Genomic DNA, 18,711 nt, shown 5'->3' with positions numbered 1-18,711 from the left:
TTTGACACCAATGACTAACCGTGTTGTTCTCGCGTACTCCGGTGGACTGGACACCTCTGTGGCCATCCCGTACCTGGCAGAGATGACTGGTGGTGAAGTCGTCGCCGTCTCCCTCGACCTGGGGCAGGGTGGAGAGGACATGGAGTCGGTGCGTCAGCGCGCGCTCGACTGCGGCGCTGTCGAGTCCATTGTGGTGGATGCCCGTGACGAGTTCGCTGAGGAATACTGCCTGCCCACCATCAAGGCGAACGCGCTGTACATGAAGCAGTATCCGCTGGTGTCCGCGATTTCGCGCCCGCTCATTGTGAAGCACCTCGTGGAGGCCGCGCAGGAGCACGGCGGCACGCACGTCGCCCACGGTTGCACCGGTAAGGGCAACGACCAGGTTCGCTTCGAGGTCGGATTCGTCAACCAGGACCCGGACCTGGAGATCATTGCCCCGGCCCGCGACTACGCATGGACCCGCGACAAGGCCATTGAGTACGCCGAGGGCAAGGACCTGCCGATCGAGCAGTCCGCTGCGTCTCCGTTCTCCATTGATCAGAACGTGTGGGGCCGTGCCGTGGAGACCGGTTTCCTGGAGAACCTGTGGAACCCGCTGACCAAGGACCTGTACTCCTACACTGAGGACCCGGCGCTGGGTAATGCTCCGGACGAGGTCATCATCTCCTTCGAATCCGGTAAGCCGGTGGCTATCGACGGCCGCAAGGTGACCGTGCTGGAGGCCATCGAGGAGATGAACCGCCGCGCCGGTGCACAAGGTATCGGTCGCTTGGACATGGTGGAGGACCGCCTGGTGGGCATCAAGTCCCGCGAGGTGTACGAGGCACCGGGTGCAGTCGCACTGATCACCGCGCACCAGGCGCTCGAAGACGTCACCGTCGAGCGCGAGCTCGCGCGTTACAAGAGGCTTATCGACGCTCGCTGGTCCGAAGAAGTCTACGACGGCCTCTGGTTTGCACCGCTGAAGCGCTCCCTCGACGCCTTCATCGAGTCCACCCAGCAGCACGTCACCGGCGACATTCGCATGGTTCTGCACGCTGGCACCGCCACGGTCAACGGCCGTCGTTCCAACCACTCCCTGTACGACTTCAACCTGGCTACCTACGACACCGGCGACACCTTCGACCAGTCCCACGCCAAGGGTTTCGTGAAGCTGCACGGCCTGTCTTCTGAGATTGCCAACAAGCGCGACAGGGCAGCCGCTAACGCAACTGCCCAGGAGTCCTAATGGAAAAGCACGGAACCAACCAGGGCGCACTGTGGGGCGGTCGCTTCTCCGGCGGGCCATCGGAGGCGATGTTCGTGCTGTCTGTATCCACTCACTTTGACTGGATCCTCGCCCCGTATGACGTGCTCGCGTCGAAGGCCCACGCGAAGGTCCTCAACCGGGCGGGACTGCTGACCGATAGCGACCTCGAGGCCATGCTCGCTGGCCTCGACCAGCTTGGCCGTGATGTTGCTGATGGTTCCTTCGGCCCTGAGCCGACCGACGAGGACGTGCATGGCGCGATGGAGCGCGGTCTCATTGATCGCGTCGGCCCCGAACTCGGCGGCCGCCTGCGCGCTGGCCGATCCCGTAATGACCAGGTCGCTGCGATGTTCCGCATGTGGCTTCGTGATGCGGTGCGTGCTGTCGCACAGGACACGGCTGACCTGATCGAAGCTCTGTCCACCCAGGCAGCCGCGCACCCTGACGCCATCATGCCCGGCAAGACCCACTTCCAGGCGGCGCAACCGATCTTGTTGGCCCACTCGCTGCTGGCGCACGCGCAGCCTCTGCTGCGCGACATCGAGCGCATCCGCGACCTGGACAAGCGTCTAGCTGTGTCCCCGTACGGCTCCGGCGCTCTGGCTGGTTCGTCGCTGCAGCTCGACCCCGAAGCGATCGCGGAGGAACTCGGGTTCGACTCTGCGGCCGATAACTCCCTCGACGGTACGTCGTCACGCGACTTCGTTTCGGAGGCCGCCTATGTGCTCGCGCAGATCGGTGTAGACATCTCCCGTCTAGCCGAAGAGATCATTGCGTGGTCGACGCCGGAATTCGGCTACGTCACGCTTGCTGACGCGTGGTCAACCGGGTCATCCATCATGCCCCAGAAGAAGAACCCGGATGTTGCGGAGCTGGCCCGCGGTAAATCCGGCCGGTTGATCGGCAACGTGACCGGCCTGCTGGCCACATTCAAAGCGCAGCCGCTTGCCTACAACCGCGACCTGCAGGAGGACAAGGAGCCGATCATCGACTCGATCGACCAGCTCCGCATCCTGTTGCCGGCGATGACCGGGTTGGTGTCCACCCTGACTTTCCACGAGGACCGGATGCGTGAGCTCGCCCCGGCTGGGTTCACGTTGGCCACGGATCTTGCGGAGTGGATGGTCCGCCAAGGCGTGCCGTTCCGTGAAGCGCACGAAGCCTCCGGCGCATGCGTTCGGATCGCCGAGTCTCGCGGGGTGGATTTGATCGATCTGACGGATGAAGAGCTGGCAAGCGTCGATAAGCGACTCACTCCGCAGGTGCGCGACGTGCTCACGATCGATGGTGCTGTGGCATCCCGCGCGACGCGCGGCGGCACCGCCGGAGTGCGTGTCGCGGAGCAGCGTGAACGTGTGGACGCCGCGAACGCCGATGCCCGTCGTTGGGCACAAACCCCGGTGCGTTCTTAAACGTCAAGTGAATCAAATGAATTCTGTATTCATAATTCCTACCTAGCACCGTGGTTCACAGGCGCTTGACGCGTCCTATACATAAACTGTGGCCATGACCACACAACAAGGCGCACAAGAGGGGTTGCGGAAACCACCTCGAGGGTGCGCCATTTTCATTGGTGTCTTGCTGGCCATCATTGCCCTTGTCGCGGTCTTCATCGGACGCGGGGGCTTGGGTGAGGGGTCGTTCATCTCCGGGCGCGGGTCGAAAGAAGTCACCGGTGTGATCGGTTCGGAAAAGCGCGAGTACTTCGAGGACCCGGAGGTCGTTGACCGTCTGACAGAGCTCGGGTTCACGGTGAATTTCACCACCGCCGGTTCCCGCCGCATCGCCAATGAAACGAATTTGGCGCAGCAGGATTTCGTTTTCCCGTCGTCAGGCCCGGCAGCCCAGAAGATCACTGACCAGGACTCCAATTACTCCGTGGAGTACCCGTTCTTCTCGCCGATGGCGGTAGCAACGTTCAAACCAATCGCTCGCATCCTTGAGAAGGAGGGCGTGGCCACGGAAGCTGCCGGAAAGTACACCCTTGACGTCGGCGAGTTCATCACCCTGACGCAGCAGGGGAAGCGCTGGCGTGATTTCGGGAACACGTTCCCGTCGCAACGCAATGTACAGGTGGCCACCACCGACATCCGCACCTCGAACTCTGCAGCGATGTGGCTGGCAATCCTGGCATGGGAGTTTGGGGAGAGCAACCCCGACAAAGCAGATGACATTGGCTGGCTGACCAACCAGATCGCTCCATTCTTCACCGGCCAGGGTTACACCCAGTCGTCGTCCGCCGGCCCGTTCGCCGACTACCTCAGCCAAGGCATGGGAGCGGTGCCCATGGTGTTGGTCTACGAGGCGCAATTTTTAGGCGAACAGATGAAGGAGAGCTCCCGCATCAAAGACGACATGGTCCTGATGCACCTCGAACCGACCGTACTGGCCAACCACGGCATCGTGGGAATCTCGCCAGAAGGCAAGGAGCTGGCCCAAGCGCTGGCCTCGGACCAAGAACTGCAGCAGCTAGCCGCTAGGCACGGTTTCCGGCCGGCCACCGGAGACTATCTCACCACCGCTATGGAGGGCCACGGCCTTGGCTCCCCGGCGCACTACGACAACTCAGTCGACCCGCCCAGCTTCGACAGAATGGAGAAGCTCATCGAGGGTGTGGGCAACCGGTACGGATCCGTCCCCCCACGTAACCGGGAGGAACAGGAGAAATGAAGAAACTTCTAGCGACGCTTGCGGCACTGCTCGCCGGAACCGCCCTCGTAGCATGCAGCGACGATAACGGAGGCGGGGGAGGAGGCTTCGGCGGCCTTGGCGGGGGCTCCAAAGGCCCACTGACTATCGTGGCCGCGACTGAGTTGCAAGACCTGGAGCCGCTGGTGCAGCAGGCGTCGGAGGACCTCGGCTTCGACATCACCCTGCAATTCCCGGACGGTACCCTGCAGAACTCCCAGGAGCTCAAAGCGGGCAACTTTGACGGTCAGGTGGATGCGACGTGGTTTGCCACTAACCGCTACGTCAATCTCATTGATGCCCAGGGCAAGCTGGCCGATGAAACGAAGATTGCCACCAGTCCCGTTGCTTTCGGTGTGCAGCGGGACAAAGCGCAGGAGCTCGGCTGGGACACGAAACAGCCGACGTGGTCGGACTTCGCCGATGCCGCACGCGAGGGAAAGTTCTCCTTTGGTATGACCGACCCGTCGACCTCCAACTCTGGTTTCTCCGCGCTGGTGTCTGTAGCGACTGCGATGGCGGACACTGGCTCCGCGCTGACCCAGGAAGACATCCAAAAGGTCGGCACACGGTTGACTGAGCTGTTCCAGGCGCAGTCGTTGGTTTCTGGCTCGTCGGGCTGGCTCAAGGACGCATTTTTGGAGAGCCCGGAGCGCGCCGACGCGATCATCAACTACGAATCCACTTTGCATGCCATGCGCAACGAGGGTGCAAATATCGAGGTCATTGTTCCGGCGGACGGCGTTATTTCCGCTGATTACCCGCTGTCCACACTCGCTCAACCGAAAAACGAGAACGCCGCTGAACAGGTTCGCCAACTCGCTGAATGGTTGCTTGAGCATGAAGAGCAGATCGCGGACAGCTACCGCCGCCCCGTCACCAACGCTGACCTGATGCCCGCTGAGATGAGCAATCAGACCGTCATTGAGCTTGCATTCCCAGCCAGCTACGGCACTGTCGAAGCGCTGCTGGACCGCTACAACAACGACTACCGCCAGCGCGGAACTGCCACCTTCGTCCTGGATACTTCTGGCTCCATGGAAGGTGAGCGCATCGCGTCCCTGCAGCAGATCATGACGTCGCTTATCGACGGCTCCGCTGCCACCGCCACGGGCGACGTGGCCCTGCGCGATGGCGAGCTGGTGACGTTCCAATCCTTCTCAACGGCACCTCACGAGCCATTACTGGGCGAGTTCCTACGCGATGACCGCATCACCAAGGCCAAGTACCAGGGCTACGTGAATGACCTTGTGGCAGACGGCCAGACCGCAATCTACGACACGTTATTCGATGCGCTACGCAGTTCCGACCCGAACGCAGGTATCAGCTCGATCGTGCTCTTGTCCGACGGTGAAGTCACGCACGGCATGGACTACTACGCCTTTGAGAAGCAGTACCAGGGGCTTTCCCCGGAGCAGCGCTCCATCCCGGTCTTTGTGATCCTCTACGGGGAGGCCAATGCGAGCGAGATGAACAACCTGGCAGAATTGACGGGCGGTGCCGTCTTCGACGCGTTGAACGGCGACTTGGATGCAGCTTTCAAGGAGATTCGTGGCTACCAGTAATACGCCCAGCCCCTACCGGCCAGGAGGTCCCGCAGCGACAGGAGTGGGGGAGGGGAACTTCTTCACCTCCCGCAAGAACAAAGTCGGGATGAGCTTGGCGGCTCTTGTCATCATTCTGCACGTCGTCCTGATCATGGCCACTGGAGTTGGCCTGGGGTTCTTGTGGCCTGTCGTGGCCGTGGCTGCATGGGGTGCCGGCGTTGCTCTGACCCCGCCGCCGGCGCCGAAGGCAATAGCGCCGCCCGCGCCGATGGAACCGGTCAACGTCCAGTTGAACCGCGACGTGCGCAACACACTGCGGGAACTCGTGCGCGCGAAGCCGCCGGAGCGGGTGCTCAACCAAGCGTCCGAGCTGGAAGACAACATGCGCTTCATTTTGGATGAGTGGGATGAGTTGCAGTCCACCCCGGAGCACCAACAAACGGTATGGAACATCGTGAAGATCTACTTGCCGGAAGTGGTGAACACCTACGTCAACGCCCCGCAGTATCACAGCGCTGAGGCAGCTGCGGTCATGGAGGATTCACTGTCAACGCTGACCGGCGCGCTCGAGCGGATCAAGCTAGGCGTGGTCGACCACAGTCTGCGCACGATGGATTCCCAGGCCCGCACACTGCGCGAGACCTTCGGCAATCTTCCGGGGCTGGACCAGACCTAGCCCGAGCCCGAGAATGCGCAGGGGTACGATTGACCACTATGACGGCCGATAAACTCACGCTCGACCCCCAGCTCCTCGAGGTCCTAGCGTGCCCGCAAGACAAGGGTCCGCTCGACTACGACCACGAGGAGCAACTGTTGATCAACCCGCGGATGGGCATTGCCTACCGCATTGATGACGGTATTCCGGTGCTGCTTATCGACGAAGCTCAGCCGCACCCCGCAGACAACGAGGTTTGAAAAGAACTACTTTATGGCGAACATCATTGATGAACTCCAGTGGCGTGGATTGGTCAACCAGTCCACGGATCTCGAGGCACTCAAGGACCAGACAGCGAACCCAATCACGCTGTACGCGGGCTTCGATCCGACCGGTCCGTCCCTGCACGCCGGCCACTTGGTTCCCCTGCTCATGTTGCGTAGGTTCCAGGAAGCCGGACACCGGCCAATCGTTCTCGCTGGCGGTGCAACGGGTTTGATTGGTGATCCGCGTGAGGTCGGTGAGCGGTCTATGAACACTGCCGACACTGTCGAGGATTGGGCGCAGCGAATCACCGGCCAACTGCAGCGTTTCGTGTCCTTTGAAGGCGACAATGCCGCCGTGCTGGTCAACAACGCCGAGTGGACCAACGACATGTCGGTGATCTCGTTCCTGCGCGACATCGGCAAGCACTTCTCTTTGTCGACGATGCTGTCGCGCGAGACGGTCAAGCGCCGTCTTGAGGGTGACGGCATTTCCTACACGGAGTTTTCCTACATGCTGCTGCAGGCGAACGACTTCGTGCAGCTGCGGCGCCGTCATGATTGCATGCTGCAGATCGGCGGGTCGGACCAGTGGGGCAACCTGGTCGCGGGCGTCGACCTGAATCGCCGTGTCGACGGCGCATCGGTCCATGCACTGACCGTGCCGCTGGTCACGGACTCGGAGGGCAAGAAGTTCGGTAAGTCCACCGGTGGCGGGTCACTCTGGCTCGATCCCGAGATGACCAGCCCGTACCGCTGGTACCAGTACTTTGTGAACACCGCGGATGCCGATGTGATCCGTTACCTGCGCTGGTTCACCTTCCTGACGCAGGATGAGCTCGCCGAGATGGAAACCGAGGTGGAGGAGCGCCCGTTCAAGCGTGAAGCCCAGAAGCGTCTCGCCCAGGAGATGACCGACCTTGTTCATGGGCCCGAGGCGACAAAGGCTGTCGAACTGGCCTCACAGGCCCTGTTCGGTCGTGCAGAGTTGTCTGAGCTGGATGAGCAAACGCTCGCTGCCGCTGTCTCTGAGACGGATGTGTTCGAGGTTGAGGCGGGTGCGCCGCGCACCATTGTTGATCTGCTGGTGGGCACTGGCCTGGTGGATTCGAAGGGTGCTGCTCGTCGGGCTATCAAGGAAGGTGGTGCTTACGCCAACAACGAGCGTATTGAATCTGAGGGGTGGGAACCTGCCGCGGAAGATCTGCTCCACGGTTCATGGGTTGTTTTGCGCCGCGGCAAGAAGAACTTTGCCGGCGTGAAGGTGCACGGCTAAAGGAGGTCTGAGATGAGCAAAGACGGCCAACCGAGAACGCATGCCAACCGGGGGCGCCGGGACGGACGTGAGGACAAGAAGGTCCGGCACGACCGCTCCAACCCGTACCGCCAGGGCTTCCGCGAGGAGCGCATGGCGCAGAAGGAGAATGAGCCGTCCATTCCGGACGACATCGACCCGTCTGACCTTGACCCGTCCGTTCTGCAAGACCTGCGAGTGCTGGCGAAGGACAACGCTGACAAAGTAGCTAAGCACATGATCATGTCTGCTACGTGGATGGCGGATGATCCCCGGCTGGCCTTGGCGCATGCCCGCGCCGCAAAAAACCGTGCGGGTCGCGTTGGTGTCGTCCGTGAGGCAGCAGGCATTGCTGCGTACCACGCTGGGGAGTGGAAGGAAGCGCTGTCTGAGTTGCGAGCAGCCCGCCGGATGAGCGGTGGCCCCGGTCTGCTTGCTGTCATGGCTGACTGTGAGCGAGGCCTGGGTCGCCCCGACAAGGCGATCGAGATCGGGCGTAGCCAGGAAGCACAGCAGCTCGATCCTGAGTCGCAGGTCGAACTGGCCATTGTTGTTGCGGGGGCACGCCACGACCTCGGCCAACACGAAGCTGCGCTGGCGACGCTGCAGCAGCTCAATCCCACCATCGATGAGAAGAAGGTGGGGGACTTCGCCCACACCCGTCTTTCCTACGCCTACGCGGATGCTCTTGCCCAGGTTGGCAGGACTGATGAGGCCCGGACGTGGTTCGAGCACGTCAAGAAGGTCGATAGCGAAGAGATGACGGATGTCGCGCAGCGTCTGAAGGAGTTCAGCTAAGCAATGCTTATCAGCGGTTACGACGCTCTGCTTCTCGACCTTGACGGAACAGTCTGGCACGGCGATGCTTCTATCCCCGGCGCAGTCGATGCGATCAACGCCGCTATTACCTCTGGGCGCCGCGCTGCATACATCACGAACAACGCTTCCAAGGCGCCACGTGATGTTGCGAGCAAGCTGCAGTCCATTGGCCTCAAAGCGACTGAAAAGGACGTGATGACATCTGCGCAAGCCGCAGTCCAGCTCGCGCAGCAGCACGCGGCTCCCGGCGCGGCAGTGCTCGTGGTGGGTGCTGACTCATTCCGCGACCTTGTCCGTGAGGCTGGTTTCACTGTCGTGGACTCCGCTGACGACGCACCGGCCGTCGTGCTCCACGGGCACTCGCCCGACAACGGATGGCGGCACCTGTCGGAGGCAGCACTGGCTATTCAGGCCGGGGCGACGTATCTGGCGAGCAACCTGGACTCGACGTTGCCAATGGACCGCGGGTTCATGGTGGGCAACGGGTCCATGGTCGCGGCAGTCACGAACGCCACCGGTGTCACCCCGCGGGCTGCGGGCAAACCCGGCCCTGCCATGTTCACCCTCACACGCGACAACCTCGGTGTGACAGCGCCACTTGTCATCGGTGACCGCCTCGACACCGACATCGCCGGTGGTGTCGCCGCAGGCATGGACACGTTGCACGTGCTCACAGGCGTCTCCGGCCCACGCGCACTCATTTCTGCGCCAGCCGATCAGCGCCCGACGTTCATCGCCGAAGACATGTCTGTGCTTGTCGACGCTTCGGTGGAAGCCGACCAGCTGCGCCCATGCGCCCAAGGCGGATTCACTGCGGCGGTGGAACGGGACGACGACACTGGGGGATCGGTGGTTGTGCTGGACGGGGGAGATGAGACGTCGACAAGCATGCAGGCTCTGCGCACAGTGTTGAAGGCGGCCTGGAGCCTTGGTGCTGGTGAGGTGCCCGATGTTGAAGCAGCATCAGCTGCTGCGCGCCGTGCCGTGGAAAGCTGGTGGTGATAGTGAGTACTCCCGAGCAGCTGACCGAGCGCTTCGAGACGGCGATGGCTCAAGCACCAGAGGACCTCGCCGGCGAACTAGCCCAGTACGAGGCCGCGTACACCGTCCTCGCCGATGCGTTGCAGGACCAGGCCTAATGGGGCAGGGTCCAGGGCGCCGTCGCCTTGACGCGGAGTTAGTGCGCCGCAAGATCGCGCGGTCCCGTGAACAAGCCGTCGAGTGGATCAAAGCGGGCCGAGTCGAGGTCGGCGGGTTCACCGCGACGAAGCCTGCGACGGTTGTCGAGCCTGAGGTGTCCATTAAAGTCGCTGAAGTCGACGGTGATGATTGGGCGTCTCGCGGTGCCCACAAGCTGCTCGGTGCCCTTGAGGCATTCGAGCCGCACGGCCTGTCCATTGCAGGAAAGCGCGCTCTTGATGCTGGTGCCTCCACAGGCGGATTCACCGATGTCCTGCTGCGCCGCGGTGCCCGCGAGGTCGTAGCTGTTGATGTCGGGTATGGCCAGCTGGTCTGGCGGTTGCAGGACGACGACCGTGTCACGGTGCTGGACCGGACTAACATCCGCCATCTCACCCCTGAATTCATGGATGGAACAGCGGAGCTGATGGTCGGCGACCTGTCTTTCATCTCGCTCGAGCTGGTGCTGCCTGCTATCGCACAATGCATGGCCGACGGTGCGGATCTGCTACCCATGGTCAAGCCGCAGTTCGAGGTGGGCAAGGACCGCCTGGGCAGCGGCGGAGTGGTTCGGTCGGCGGAGTTGCGCGCAGAAGTCACCCTCGATGTCGCCCGTTTTGCGCTGTCATTGGGGTTGAGTTGCCGCGGTGCGGTGGCGTCACCGCTACCCGGGCCGAGCGGGAACGTAGAATACTTCCTATGGCTCGTTCACGATGGTGGCGAAAGCGCACCCGATGATGGGGAGCTGACTGCCATGATCACGCGTGCAGTAGAGGAAGGACCGAAGAACTAATGACACAAAGCGACACCGACCGCTGCGTACTCTTGGTCCCGCACACCCGGCGCGAGGGCAACATTGCTTCTGCGGCGCGTGCGACAGAGCTGCTCATGCAGGCGGGCATCACCGTCCGTCTTGTCGGGGAGGATGAGCTGCCGTTCACGGACAACTATCCGGTTCTCGGCCAGATCGAGCAGGTCGCCCCGAAGGATGAGGCGGCAGCCGGATGTGAACTCGTGCTCGTGCTCGGCGGTGACGGCACCTTCCTGCGGGCAGCTGGTATGGCCCGTGCACAGGATGTCCCCGTTTTGGGCATCAATTTGGGCCACATCGGCTTCCTCGCCGAATGGGAGGAAGACAGCCTGGAAACCGCGATCCGGCGCGTGATCGACCGCGAGTACACCGTCGATGACCGCATGACGATCGACGTGACGGTGCACGACTCCAACAACGACCAGATCGGCCAGGGGTGGGCGCTCAATGAGGCAAGCCTGGAAAACCTCGACCGCCGTGGTGTGCTGGACGCGATTCTGGAAGTCGACTTCCGTCCGGTGAGTTCTTTCGGGTGCGATGGCGTGCTCATTTCCACGCCCACGGGTTCGACTGCCTATGCGTTCTCCGCAGGTGGCCCGATCTTGTGGCCGGAGCTCGACGCGATCCTTGTTGTGCCGAACAACGCCCACGCGCTGTTCACCAAACCCCTAGTCGTCTCGCCGCGTTCCAGGGTGGCGGTCGAGTCGCTCATCACCACGACCCCTGCTGACGTTGTACTCGACGGCTTCCGGCACCTGGACATGCCGCCGGGGTCCCGCCTTGACGTCGTACGCGGTGTAAAGCCCGTGCGCTTGGTGCGTCTGGACGATTCGCCGTTCACCGACCGCCTCGTGCATAAGCTTCAGCTGCCGATCAATGGCTGGCGTGGCCCGGTGCTGAAAGAAGACAAGACGTACGGCGACAACGTGACGCGACGCTAATGCTTCTCGATCTCACTATTGACAACTTGGGCGTCATCCCGCACTCCCATGTCGAATTCGCCCCGGGGTTGACCGTTCTCACTGGTGAAACCGGTGCTGGTAAGACCATGGTGGTTACCGGGCTTCGCTTGCTCACGGGTGGTCGCGCCGACGCTTCGAAGGTGCGCACGGGTGCGGACCATGCGAGCGTGCAAGGATCCTTCAGCACGGAGGGGCTTGTCGACGGCGCCAGCCACGCCGTCGCCACCCTCGCCGAGGATGCCGGCGCTGAGCTTGATGAGAACGGCGACTACCTAGCCGCCCGTTCGGTCAAAGCGACAGGTCGTTCCCGGGCGCACCTGGGCGGCCGCACCGTTCCGGCCGCCACCCTGGCTGACTTCACTGCGCACGTGCTCACCATTCACGGACAGAACGACCAACTCCGTTTGCTCTCACCGGCAGAACAGCTCAGCGCTCTCGACTCTTTCGATCCAGCAATTGCTCCTCTGCGTGAGGCCTATGGGGAATCCTTCTCTGCGTGGCGGGCTGCGGTCAAAGACTTGAAAGAGCGCACGGAGAAGCGCCGTGAACTCGCCCAAGAGGTGGACCGCCTGGAGTTCGCCATCGGAGAGATCGACGAAGTCGACCCCCAGGAGGGGGAAGACGCCGAGCTAGTGGAGACCATTAACCGGCTGCAGGACGTCGACGCACTGCGTGAGGCTGCAGAGGAAGCAGTCGTGGCCATTGACGGCGCCGAATCTGTCGGCGGTTTCGGCGGCAGCGCCGACGGTGACGCCTCCGCATCATCGCTCGTCGGTGCAGCTGGCGCCGCGCTGACTGGGGCGAGCGACGGTCAGCTACGCGAACTGGGCAACCAACTGGGCGATGTCGCCGCGATCCTTTCGGATGTCTCCGGTGAGCTGAACGCGTACTTGTCCAACCTTCCCAGCGACCCGGAAGAGCTCGACCGCCTTCTCCAGCGCCAGCAAGAGCTCAAGGCGCTGACCCGTAAGTACGCTCCCGACGCCGCCGGCATCATTGCGTGGCGCGCGAAAGCAGCGAAGCGTTTAGAGTCCATCGATACGTCCGCGGAAGCGATCGAGGAGCTGAAGAAGGCCGTGGCGTCCCACGAAAAGTCCATGACAGCTGCGGCATCCAAGTTGACGGCAGCGCGGAAGAAGGCCGCGAAGGCGCTCGAGAAAGCGGTCACGGGTGAGCTACGTGGCCTGGCTATGCCCAAAGCGCGCATTGTCGTCGCCGTGGACTCAGCCAAGGATCCGCAGGACTTCGCGCGCGACGGGGCAGACGTCGTGGAGTTGCGGCTTGCACCCAACGACGCGTTGGAACCACAGCCGCTGGCATCGAGCGCATCCGGTGGTGAGCTCTCGCGCGTCATGTTGGCCCTCGAAGTCATTTTGTCTGAACGGCGCAGTGGTGCCACGCTGGTCTTTGACGAGGTTGACGCTGGCGTCGGTGGCCGTGCGGCCGTGGAGATTGGGCGTAGGTTGGCGCGGTTGGCAATGAATAATCAGGTCATCGTCGTCACGCACTTGCCGCAAGTCGCGGCGTACGCCGACTCGCATCTGCATGTGTCCAAGAATGTGGGCGATGAGTCGGTGACTTCTGGCGTGCAGCTGCTCGGCGACGATGACCGCGTCGATGAGCTCGCTCGGATGCTAGCCGGTATGGACGATTCCGCGACCGGTCGAGCGCACGCCGCGGAGCTATTGAGCAAGGCCAAAGCCGACGTGGAGGGCTTTTCCCCGCGCGCCTAACCCGATTTGAGTGCTTGAAACGGCAAGATCTGGGGTTATGAGCTCAATCTTCAACCCCGCCTCCACGAGCACCCCGAGCACTCCCAGCGCAGCAGAGAGTGCTGATCTCACCGGTGCGTTGCGCGACTGCACCCCACAGGGCAAGGGTCTGCGCAAGCTGTCCGAGGGCGACATTGCGATTGTCGACGCCCCGGACATGTCCCGCCGTGAAGCTCAGCTGCTCGTGGAAAAGCGCCCCGCCGCAGTGGTGAACATTGCCCCCTTCTCGTCCGGCAATATCCCGAACTACGGGCCGCAGCTGCTGCTCGACGCCGATATCCGCTTGCTTGAGGGGGCTGGCGCTGCCACCCGCGAAGCGTTCCGCGACGGCAAGAAGGCGACGTTGACTGCTGACGGCGAGATTATCGTCGGCAAGAAAGTCATCGCTCAGGCCGAGCCGCTCGATCAGGCGACCGTTGAGTCCTCCTTCGACAACTCGCAGCGCGAACTCGTCGACCACATGGAAGCCTACTTCGGCAACACCACCGAGTTCATTCACACCGAATCGCCCTTGCTTGTCGACGGCGTAGGCGTCCCCGAACTCGGCGACGTGATGGACGGCAAGAAGGTGCTGGTGGTCAGCCCGACGCTGGACACCCGCGAGAAGATCTCCAATCTGCGTCACTTCATCCGCGAGTTCCAGCCCGTTGTCATCGGTGTCGGCGCTGCGTCTGACACGCTTCTCGACCTCGGCTACTCCTGCGACTTCATTGTCGGTGATCCGGCGGACATCTCGTCCGACAACCTGCGCGGTGATGCCCGCGTGATCCTCCCCGCTGACCCAGATGGCCACGCCGCGGGTCTCGAGCGCATCCAGGACCTCGGCGTCGGTGCCGTGACGTTCCCAGCCGCCACTGACTCGCCGACCGATCTCGCGATTCTCTTGGCGGTCTACCATAACGCAGAGATCATCGTCACGGCCGGCGACTCAGTAGACCTCGACAGGATCTTCGCCGGTGCGGACCACGCTGCGCCACCTGCCATGCTGGCTCGTCTCAAGGCAGGGGACCGCATCGTCGATTCGCAGGTGATTGAGAACCTCTACCGCCCGTCGTCTAGTGGCGGTGTCGCTTGGGCGTGGGCAATCCTCGGCCTGTTGGTGGCTATCGCAACGATCGTCGTCATCGTCGGTGTCATGGGTAACGGCACGTTTGTGGACAACCTCATCGACTCGTGGAACAACTTCGCCCTGGCCGTTCAGAACCTGTTCAAGAACTAGAGGAGAGGAGGGAAACAAACATGCCGAAACAGAATTCCGGGGGTGCTGGCTGGTTCACCAGCGGTGTCACGTGGGGCATTGCCGGGGGCATCGCTCTCGGTGCTCTCGTGGTGGCTCCGGCGATGGCGCCGATCGCGAACAACTCCTTCAACAACATCGGGGGTTCTTCGACCCCTGAAGGCGAGCAAAAGGATAAGGGCCGAGCTGACAATCGTGAAGCGAACGCGGCGAATGCGCTGCTGGCGCAGTCGTCGACACGCATTGTCGACGGCACGCTGACCGGTCGCCCGTACCTCATCATCCGCACTCCGGACGCGAACGACGATGATGTGAGCACCACGAGCTGGCTTGCTGAAATGGCAGGCGGCACCAAGGCTGGCCAGATCACGCTGACGGACAAATTCCTCTCCCAGGATGGTGCGGACGAGCTGCGCTCGATCATCGCCAACACTCTCCCTGCCGGCGCTCAACTGTCGGTGGATAACCAAGCGCCGGGCATTCACGCAGGCGAATCCCTTGGTGCGGCGCTCATGTTCGATCAGGCCACGGGTGCACCGCTGGCGACCGTTGAAGATCGTGCGATGGTTCTGCAGACTCTGCGTGAAGCGGGCTTCCTCGAGTACGAAGACGGCACCATCACACCGGCTCAAGGCATCATCGTTGCCACCGGTGAGGCCGAGGGCGGCAACGAGTTCGCCTCGAATGTCCTTGCAGATCTTGCCCGCGGTCTGGACTCCCGCGGGGATTCTGTTGTCCTCGCCGGCCGCCGGGGCGCCGCAGAGGACAAGGGCCCCATCGCGGTGGTCCGCGACGCCCCGAAGGCGAACGAGAACATCTCCACCGTGGACTCGCTGGAATCCGAAACAGGCCGAATCTCGGCCGTGCTGGCCCTGGCAGAACAGATCAACGGCGGCTCCGGTTCGTACGGTTCAGCAGACAATGCCCAGGCACCAGCCCCGGAGCGTGGATAGTGCGCCACGAATTCACGGTCATGGATTCTGAGCTGCTTGTTGACGCTCCCATTCTCGCCCTGCGCCGCGATACGGTCACTATGCCCGGTGGAAACACCGCAAAGCGGGAGATTGTCGAGCACTTCGGGGCGGTAGCGGTCGTCGCGCTCGACGATCAACAGCGCATCGCCATGGTCGAGCAGTACCGCCACTCCGTCGGCGCGCGGCTGTGGGAGCTGCCCGCAGGCATTCTCGACTTCGCAGGCGAGGACGAGCTGAACACCGCTAAGCGCGAGCTGGTGGAAGAAGCCGGCCTCGAAGCGGCGGAGTGGTCGCTGCTCGTTGACCTGGTCACCTCTCCCGGTTTCGCCGAGGAAGCCGTCCGCATTTTCTTTGCCTCTGACCTATCCCACGTTGAGCGCCCCGACGCCGAGGATGAGGAAGCTGACATGGACTTCGCGTGGGTGCCGCTGGACGATGCCCGTGCTGCCGTCATGGACGGCCGCATCACCAACTCCATCGCTATCGCCGGTGTGCTCGCCGCGTCCGAGGTCGTTGCAGGCCGCGCTACAGCGCGCAGCACCGATGTCCCGTTCGCTCTCCGACCGACCCACATGGCAGATAGGCGCCAAAAGCAGGGCATTGTGCCCGACATGAAGAAGAAGCAGTGAGCGCCGAAGCACTCGGCAAGCTGTGGCTCGATCACCTCGCGGTGGAGCGCGGCTTGTCGGCCAACACGCTGAGTAACTACCGGCGCGACGTTGACCGCTACGTCACATGGCTGGAATCAGCAGGAAAAACAGACCTGAATAGCGTGACCGCGTCCGACCTCGGGGACTATGTAGCGGATCTGCGTCGTGGGGGACTGGCGGCGTCGTCCGCTGGTCGTGCACTCGTCGTTGCGCGCGGGCTGCATAAGTTCGCCACCGTGGAAGGCGCCGTCGCCGCCGACGTTGCCGCCGGGGTGTCACCGCCGAAAACAGGCGAGAAGCTTCCGGACACGCTCAGCATTGAGGAAGTGGGCTTGCTTCTCGACGCATGCCCCACCGACACCCCAGCAGACCTCCGCGACAAGGCACTACTTGAAGTCCTTTACGCCACTGGGGCGCGCGTTTCCGAGGTGCTCGGTCTCGTCGTTGACGATGTGGTTGGGCTGGAAGACGGCACGTTCATCAAAGTCACCGGCAAGGGAAATAAGCAGCGCATCGTTCCCGTCGGCAGCGCTGCCCGTGACGCGGTGGAGGCGTACCTTGTCCGCGGCCGCCCCGCATTGTCGAAGGGCAAGACCCATGCACTGTTTCTGAATAAGCGCGGCGGTGCCCTATCGCGGCAAAGCGCGTGGACGGTGATCAAGGAGGCGGCGGGGCGAGCGGGCGTCGATAAGCATATTTCTCCGCACACTCTGCGCCACTCGTTTGCAACGCACCTACTGGAAGGCGGGGCAGATGTGCGTACGGTGCAGGAGTTACTCGGCCACGCTTCTGTGACAACGACGCAGATTTACACCCACGTCACCCCGGAGAATTTGCGCGAAGTATGGCGCACGGCGCACCCCCGATCCTAAACGTGGAAAATGACATCTGTGTAAGATAGCCACCATGACGGAGGATGGACTCTTCGATACGCCGGGTATCGGCCTGACGGGCCGCCCTATCCGCGAACTGCCGCAGCCGGAGCGGCTAGATAAGCACGGCCCCGCCACGATCATCTCCATGGTCAACCAGAAAGGCGGCGTGGGCAAGACCACGTCATCCATCAACCTCGGGGCTTGCCTCGCCGAACATGGGCGAAAAGTCCTCCTCGTCGACCTTGACCCGCAGGGCGCGCTCTCTGCGGGGCTGGGGATTACCCAGGACGAAGACCAGGTCACCGTCTACGACTTGATGTTGGACAACACCGCGTCCATCCATGCCTCCATCAAGCACACGAACGTGTCCGGCCTGGACATGGTTCCGGCGAATATTGATCTCTCCGCGGCGGAGATCCAGCTGGTGAACGAAGTCGGTCGCGAGCAAACGCTTGGCCGCGCACTGCGTCCGGTGCGCGGTGAGTACGACTACATCATCATCGACTGCCAGCCGTCCCTCGGGCTGCTTACTGTGAACGCATTGGCCTGCTCGCAGGGCGTGATCATCCCGATGGAGTGCGAGTACTTCTCCCTGCGTGGTCTCGCACTGCTGACGGACACCGTGGAGAAGGTGCGCGACCGCATTAACTTCGACCTCGACATCGTCGGAATTCTGGTCACAATGTTCGACCGCCGCACCACCCACTCCCGCGAGGTCATGGACCGCGTGGTGGAAGTCTTCGGCGACCGGGTCTTCGACACCGTGATCACCCGCACCGTCCGCTTTCCAGAGACGTCCGTGGCAGGCGAGCCAATCATCACCTGGGCGCCGAATTCACCAGGCGCGGAGCAGTACCGCACTCTCGCGCTCGAGGTCATTGAACGGACAACATGACCGCGAACATTCAAGAGGGCTACCAGCCGGAGATCACCGGCTTCACCTTGGTCCTCAACAACTTCGAGGGCCCGTACGACCTGCTTCTCAACCTCATCGGGGCACGTAAACTCGATGTCACTGAGGTCGCTCTGGCCGAGGTCACTGATGAGTTCATCGATTATGTGCGTCAACTGGGGGAGACCGCTGAGCTCGACGAGATCACAGAGTTTCTTCTCACCGCCTCCACGCTGCTGAGCCTGAAAGCACAGCGCCTGTTGCCGAAGAGCGGGGAAGAAGACGAGGACGACCTTGAGCTGCTGTCGACCCGAGACCTTCTCTTCGCACGCCTGCTGCAGTACCGCGCCTACCAAAAGGCCGCTGATCAGTTTGAGCGCTGGCAACGCGAAGCTCGCCGCCGCTACCCGCGCGCGGTGGGCATGGAAGAGCAGTTCCTCGACCTCTTGCCGCCGGTGCAGCTGGGGCACACTGCAGGCAGTTTCGCGGAACTGGCTGCGTCAGTCTTCCGGCCTAAACCACCGGAGGAAGTGCGGGTCGACCACCTCCACGCCCCGCCTGTCTCCGTGCCAGAACAGGCAGGCAAGCTGCTGGACACCCTCAAGGTTGCGGGTCCGGACACGTGGCTGACGTTCGCAGCTCTCACCCGGGACTGCACTCGGTCGATGGAAGTAGTTGGCCGGTTCCTCGCCGTGCTGGAGCTCTACAAAGCGCACGCCATTGACACCCAGCAAGAAGAGGCGCTGGGTCCGTTGGACATTGCGTGGACCGGTAAGGACGTTGACCCTGCCGTCATCGCTGCGCAGAACTGGGAGTAGACGTGAACTCATCGCATGAGCTG

19 protein-coding genes are annotated in these 18,711 nt (G+C 62.5%); all 19 read left to right on the top strand.

Annotated features, from left to right (window positions below; genetic code table 11):
* Positions 1-10: 10 nt before the first annotated feature.
* The 19 genes from HMPREF0291_RS08450 to HMPREF0291_RS08365 all read left to right on the top strand — a co-directional run bounded on the left by HMPREF0291_RS08450 (position 11) and on the right by HMPREF0291_RS08365 (position 18,688).
* Entirely contained in the window at positions 11-1,231 is a 1,221-nt protein-coding gene (locus HMPREF0291_RS08450; RefSeq protein ID WP_005290272.1) for an argininosuccinate synthase, read from the top strand.
* Complete coding sequence (argH, locus tag HMPREF0291_RS08445; RefSeq protein ID WP_005290270.1) at positions 1,231-2,664, top strand: argininosuccinate lyase; 1,434 nt, start codon at positions 1,231-1,233, stop codon at positions 2,662-2,664. The genes HMPREF0291_RS08450 and argH overlap by 1 nt, the downstream gene beginning before the upstream one ends.
* A 94-nt stretch (positions 2,665-2,758) precedes the next feature.
* A complete protein-coding gene (locus HMPREF0291_RS08440) occupies positions 2,759-3,922 on the top strand; it encodes a hypothetical protein (protein ID WP_005290268.1) in 1,164 nt (387 codons plus the stop codon).
* Complete coding sequence (locus HMPREF0291_RS08435; RefSeq protein WP_005290266.1) at positions 3,919-5,505, top strand: extracellular solute-binding protein; 1,587 nt, start codon at positions 3,919-3,921, stop codon at positions 5,503-5,505. Before HMPREF0291_RS08440 ends, HMPREF0291_RS08435 begins: the two co-directional genes overlap by 4 nt.
* Positions 5,492-6,163, top strand: a complete 672-nt coding sequence (locus HMPREF0291_RS08430; protein WP_156774832.1) for a hypothetical protein — start codon at positions 5,492-5,494, stop codon at positions 6,161-6,163. Before HMPREF0291_RS08435 ends, HMPREF0291_RS08430 begins: the two co-directional genes overlap by 14 nt.
* 38 nt (positions 6,164-6,201) lie before the next feature.
* Entirely contained in the window at positions 6,202-6,402 is a 201-nt protein-coding gene (locus HMPREF0291_RS08425; protein WP_005290262.1) for a Trm112 family protein, read from the top strand.
* Positions 6,403-6,415: 13 nt separating this feature from the next.
* The gene (tyrS, locus tag HMPREF0291_RS08420) at positions 6,416-7,681 is read left to right on the top strand and encodes a tyrosine--tRNA ligase (RefSeq protein WP_005290260.1); all 1,266 of its coding nucleotides are present in this window, start codon (positions 6,416-6,418) and stop codon (positions 7,679-7,681) included.
* Between the two features lie 12 nt (positions 7,682-7,693).
* The gene (locus HMPREF0291_RS08415) at positions 7,694-8,497 is read left to right on the top strand and encodes a tetratricopeptide repeat protein (protein WP_005290259.1); all 804 of its coding nucleotides are present in this window, start codon (positions 7,694-7,696) and stop codon (positions 8,495-8,497) included.
* A 3-nt stretch (positions 8,498-8,500) separates the two neighbouring features.
* Positions 8,501-9,520, top strand: coding sequence for an HAD-IIA family hydrolase (locus HMPREF0291_RS08410; RefSeq protein ID WP_005290257.1), 1,020 nt, complete (start codon positions 8,501-8,503; stop codon positions 9,518-9,520).
* Between the two features lie 2 nt (positions 9,521-9,522).
* Positions 9,523-9,657, top strand: a complete 135-nt coding sequence (locus tag HMPREF0291_RS12130; RefSeq protein ID WP_255994883.1) for a hypothetical protein — start codon at positions 9,523-9,525, stop codon at positions 9,655-9,657.
* Positions 9,657-10,490, top strand: coding sequence for a TlyA family RNA methyltransferase (locus tag HMPREF0291_RS08405; protein WP_005290252.1), 834 nt, complete (start codon positions 9,657-9,659; stop codon positions 10,488-10,490). Before HMPREF0291_RS12130 ends, HMPREF0291_RS08405 begins: the two co-directional genes overlap by 1 nt.
* Entirely contained in the window at positions 10,490-11,449 is a 960-nt protein-coding gene (locus HMPREF0291_RS08400) for an NAD kinase (RefSeq protein WP_005290249.1), read from the top strand. The genes HMPREF0291_RS08405 and HMPREF0291_RS08400 overlap by 1 nt, the downstream gene beginning before the upstream one ends.
* A complete protein-coding gene (gene recN, locus HMPREF0291_RS08395; protein WP_005290246.1) occupies positions 11,449-13,203 on the top strand; it encodes a DNA repair protein RecN in 1,755 nt (584 codons plus the stop codon). Before HMPREF0291_RS08400 ends, recN begins: the two co-directional genes overlap by 1 nt.
* A gap of 37 nt (positions 13,204-13,240) precedes the next feature.
* Positions 13,241-14,461: a putative cytokinetic ring protein SteA gene (gene steA, locus HMPREF0291_RS08390; RefSeq protein ID WP_005290244.1), complete on the top strand. Its 1,221-nt coding sequence runs from the start codon at positions 13,241-13,243 to the stop codon at positions 14,459-14,461.
* A gap of 20 nt (positions 14,462-14,481) precedes the next feature.
* On the top strand, positions 14,482-15,432 hold the full coding sequence (locus HMPREF0291_RS08385; protein ID WP_005290242.1) for a copper transporter: 951 nt from the start codon (positions 14,482-14,484) through the stop codon (positions 15,430-15,432).
* Between the two features lie 20 nt (positions 15,433-15,452).
* Positions 15,453-16,082 (top strand): NUDIX domain-containing protein, encoded by a 630-nt coding sequence (locus HMPREF0291_RS08380; RefSeq protein WP_050748880.1) that lies wholly within the window; start codon positions 15,453-15,455, stop codon positions 16,080-16,082.
* The gene (xerD, locus tag HMPREF0291_RS08375) at positions 16,079-16,975 is read left to right on the top strand and encodes a site-specific tyrosine recombinase XerD (RefSeq protein WP_005290238.1); all 897 of its coding nucleotides are present in this window, start codon (positions 16,079-16,081) and stop codon (positions 16,973-16,975) included. The genes HMPREF0291_RS08380 and xerD overlap by 4 nt, the downstream gene beginning before the upstream one ends.
* 34 nt (positions 16,976-17,009) lie before the next feature.
* Complete coding sequence (locus HMPREF0291_RS08370) at positions 17,010-17,873, top strand: ParA family protein (RefSeq protein ID WP_005290237.1); 864 nt, start codon at positions 17,010-17,012, stop codon at positions 17,871-17,873.
* The gene (locus tag HMPREF0291_RS08365) at positions 17,870-18,688 is read left to right on the top strand and encodes a segregation and condensation protein A (protein WP_005290234.1); all 819 of its coding nucleotides are present in this window, start codon (positions 17,870-17,872) and stop codon (positions 18,686-18,688) included. The genes HMPREF0291_RS08370 and HMPREF0291_RS08365 overlap by 4 nt, the downstream gene beginning before the upstream one ends.
* Positions 18,689-18,711 lie beyond the last annotated feature (23 nt).

It is taken from the genome of Corynebacterium genitalium ATCC 33030 (assembly GCF_000143825.1).
Lineage (GTDB): Bacteria > Actinomycetota > Actinomycetes > Mycobacteriales > Mycobacteriaceae > Corynebacterium > Corynebacterium genitalium.
This window is presented reverse-complemented; position numbering and strand designations above follow the sequence as displayed.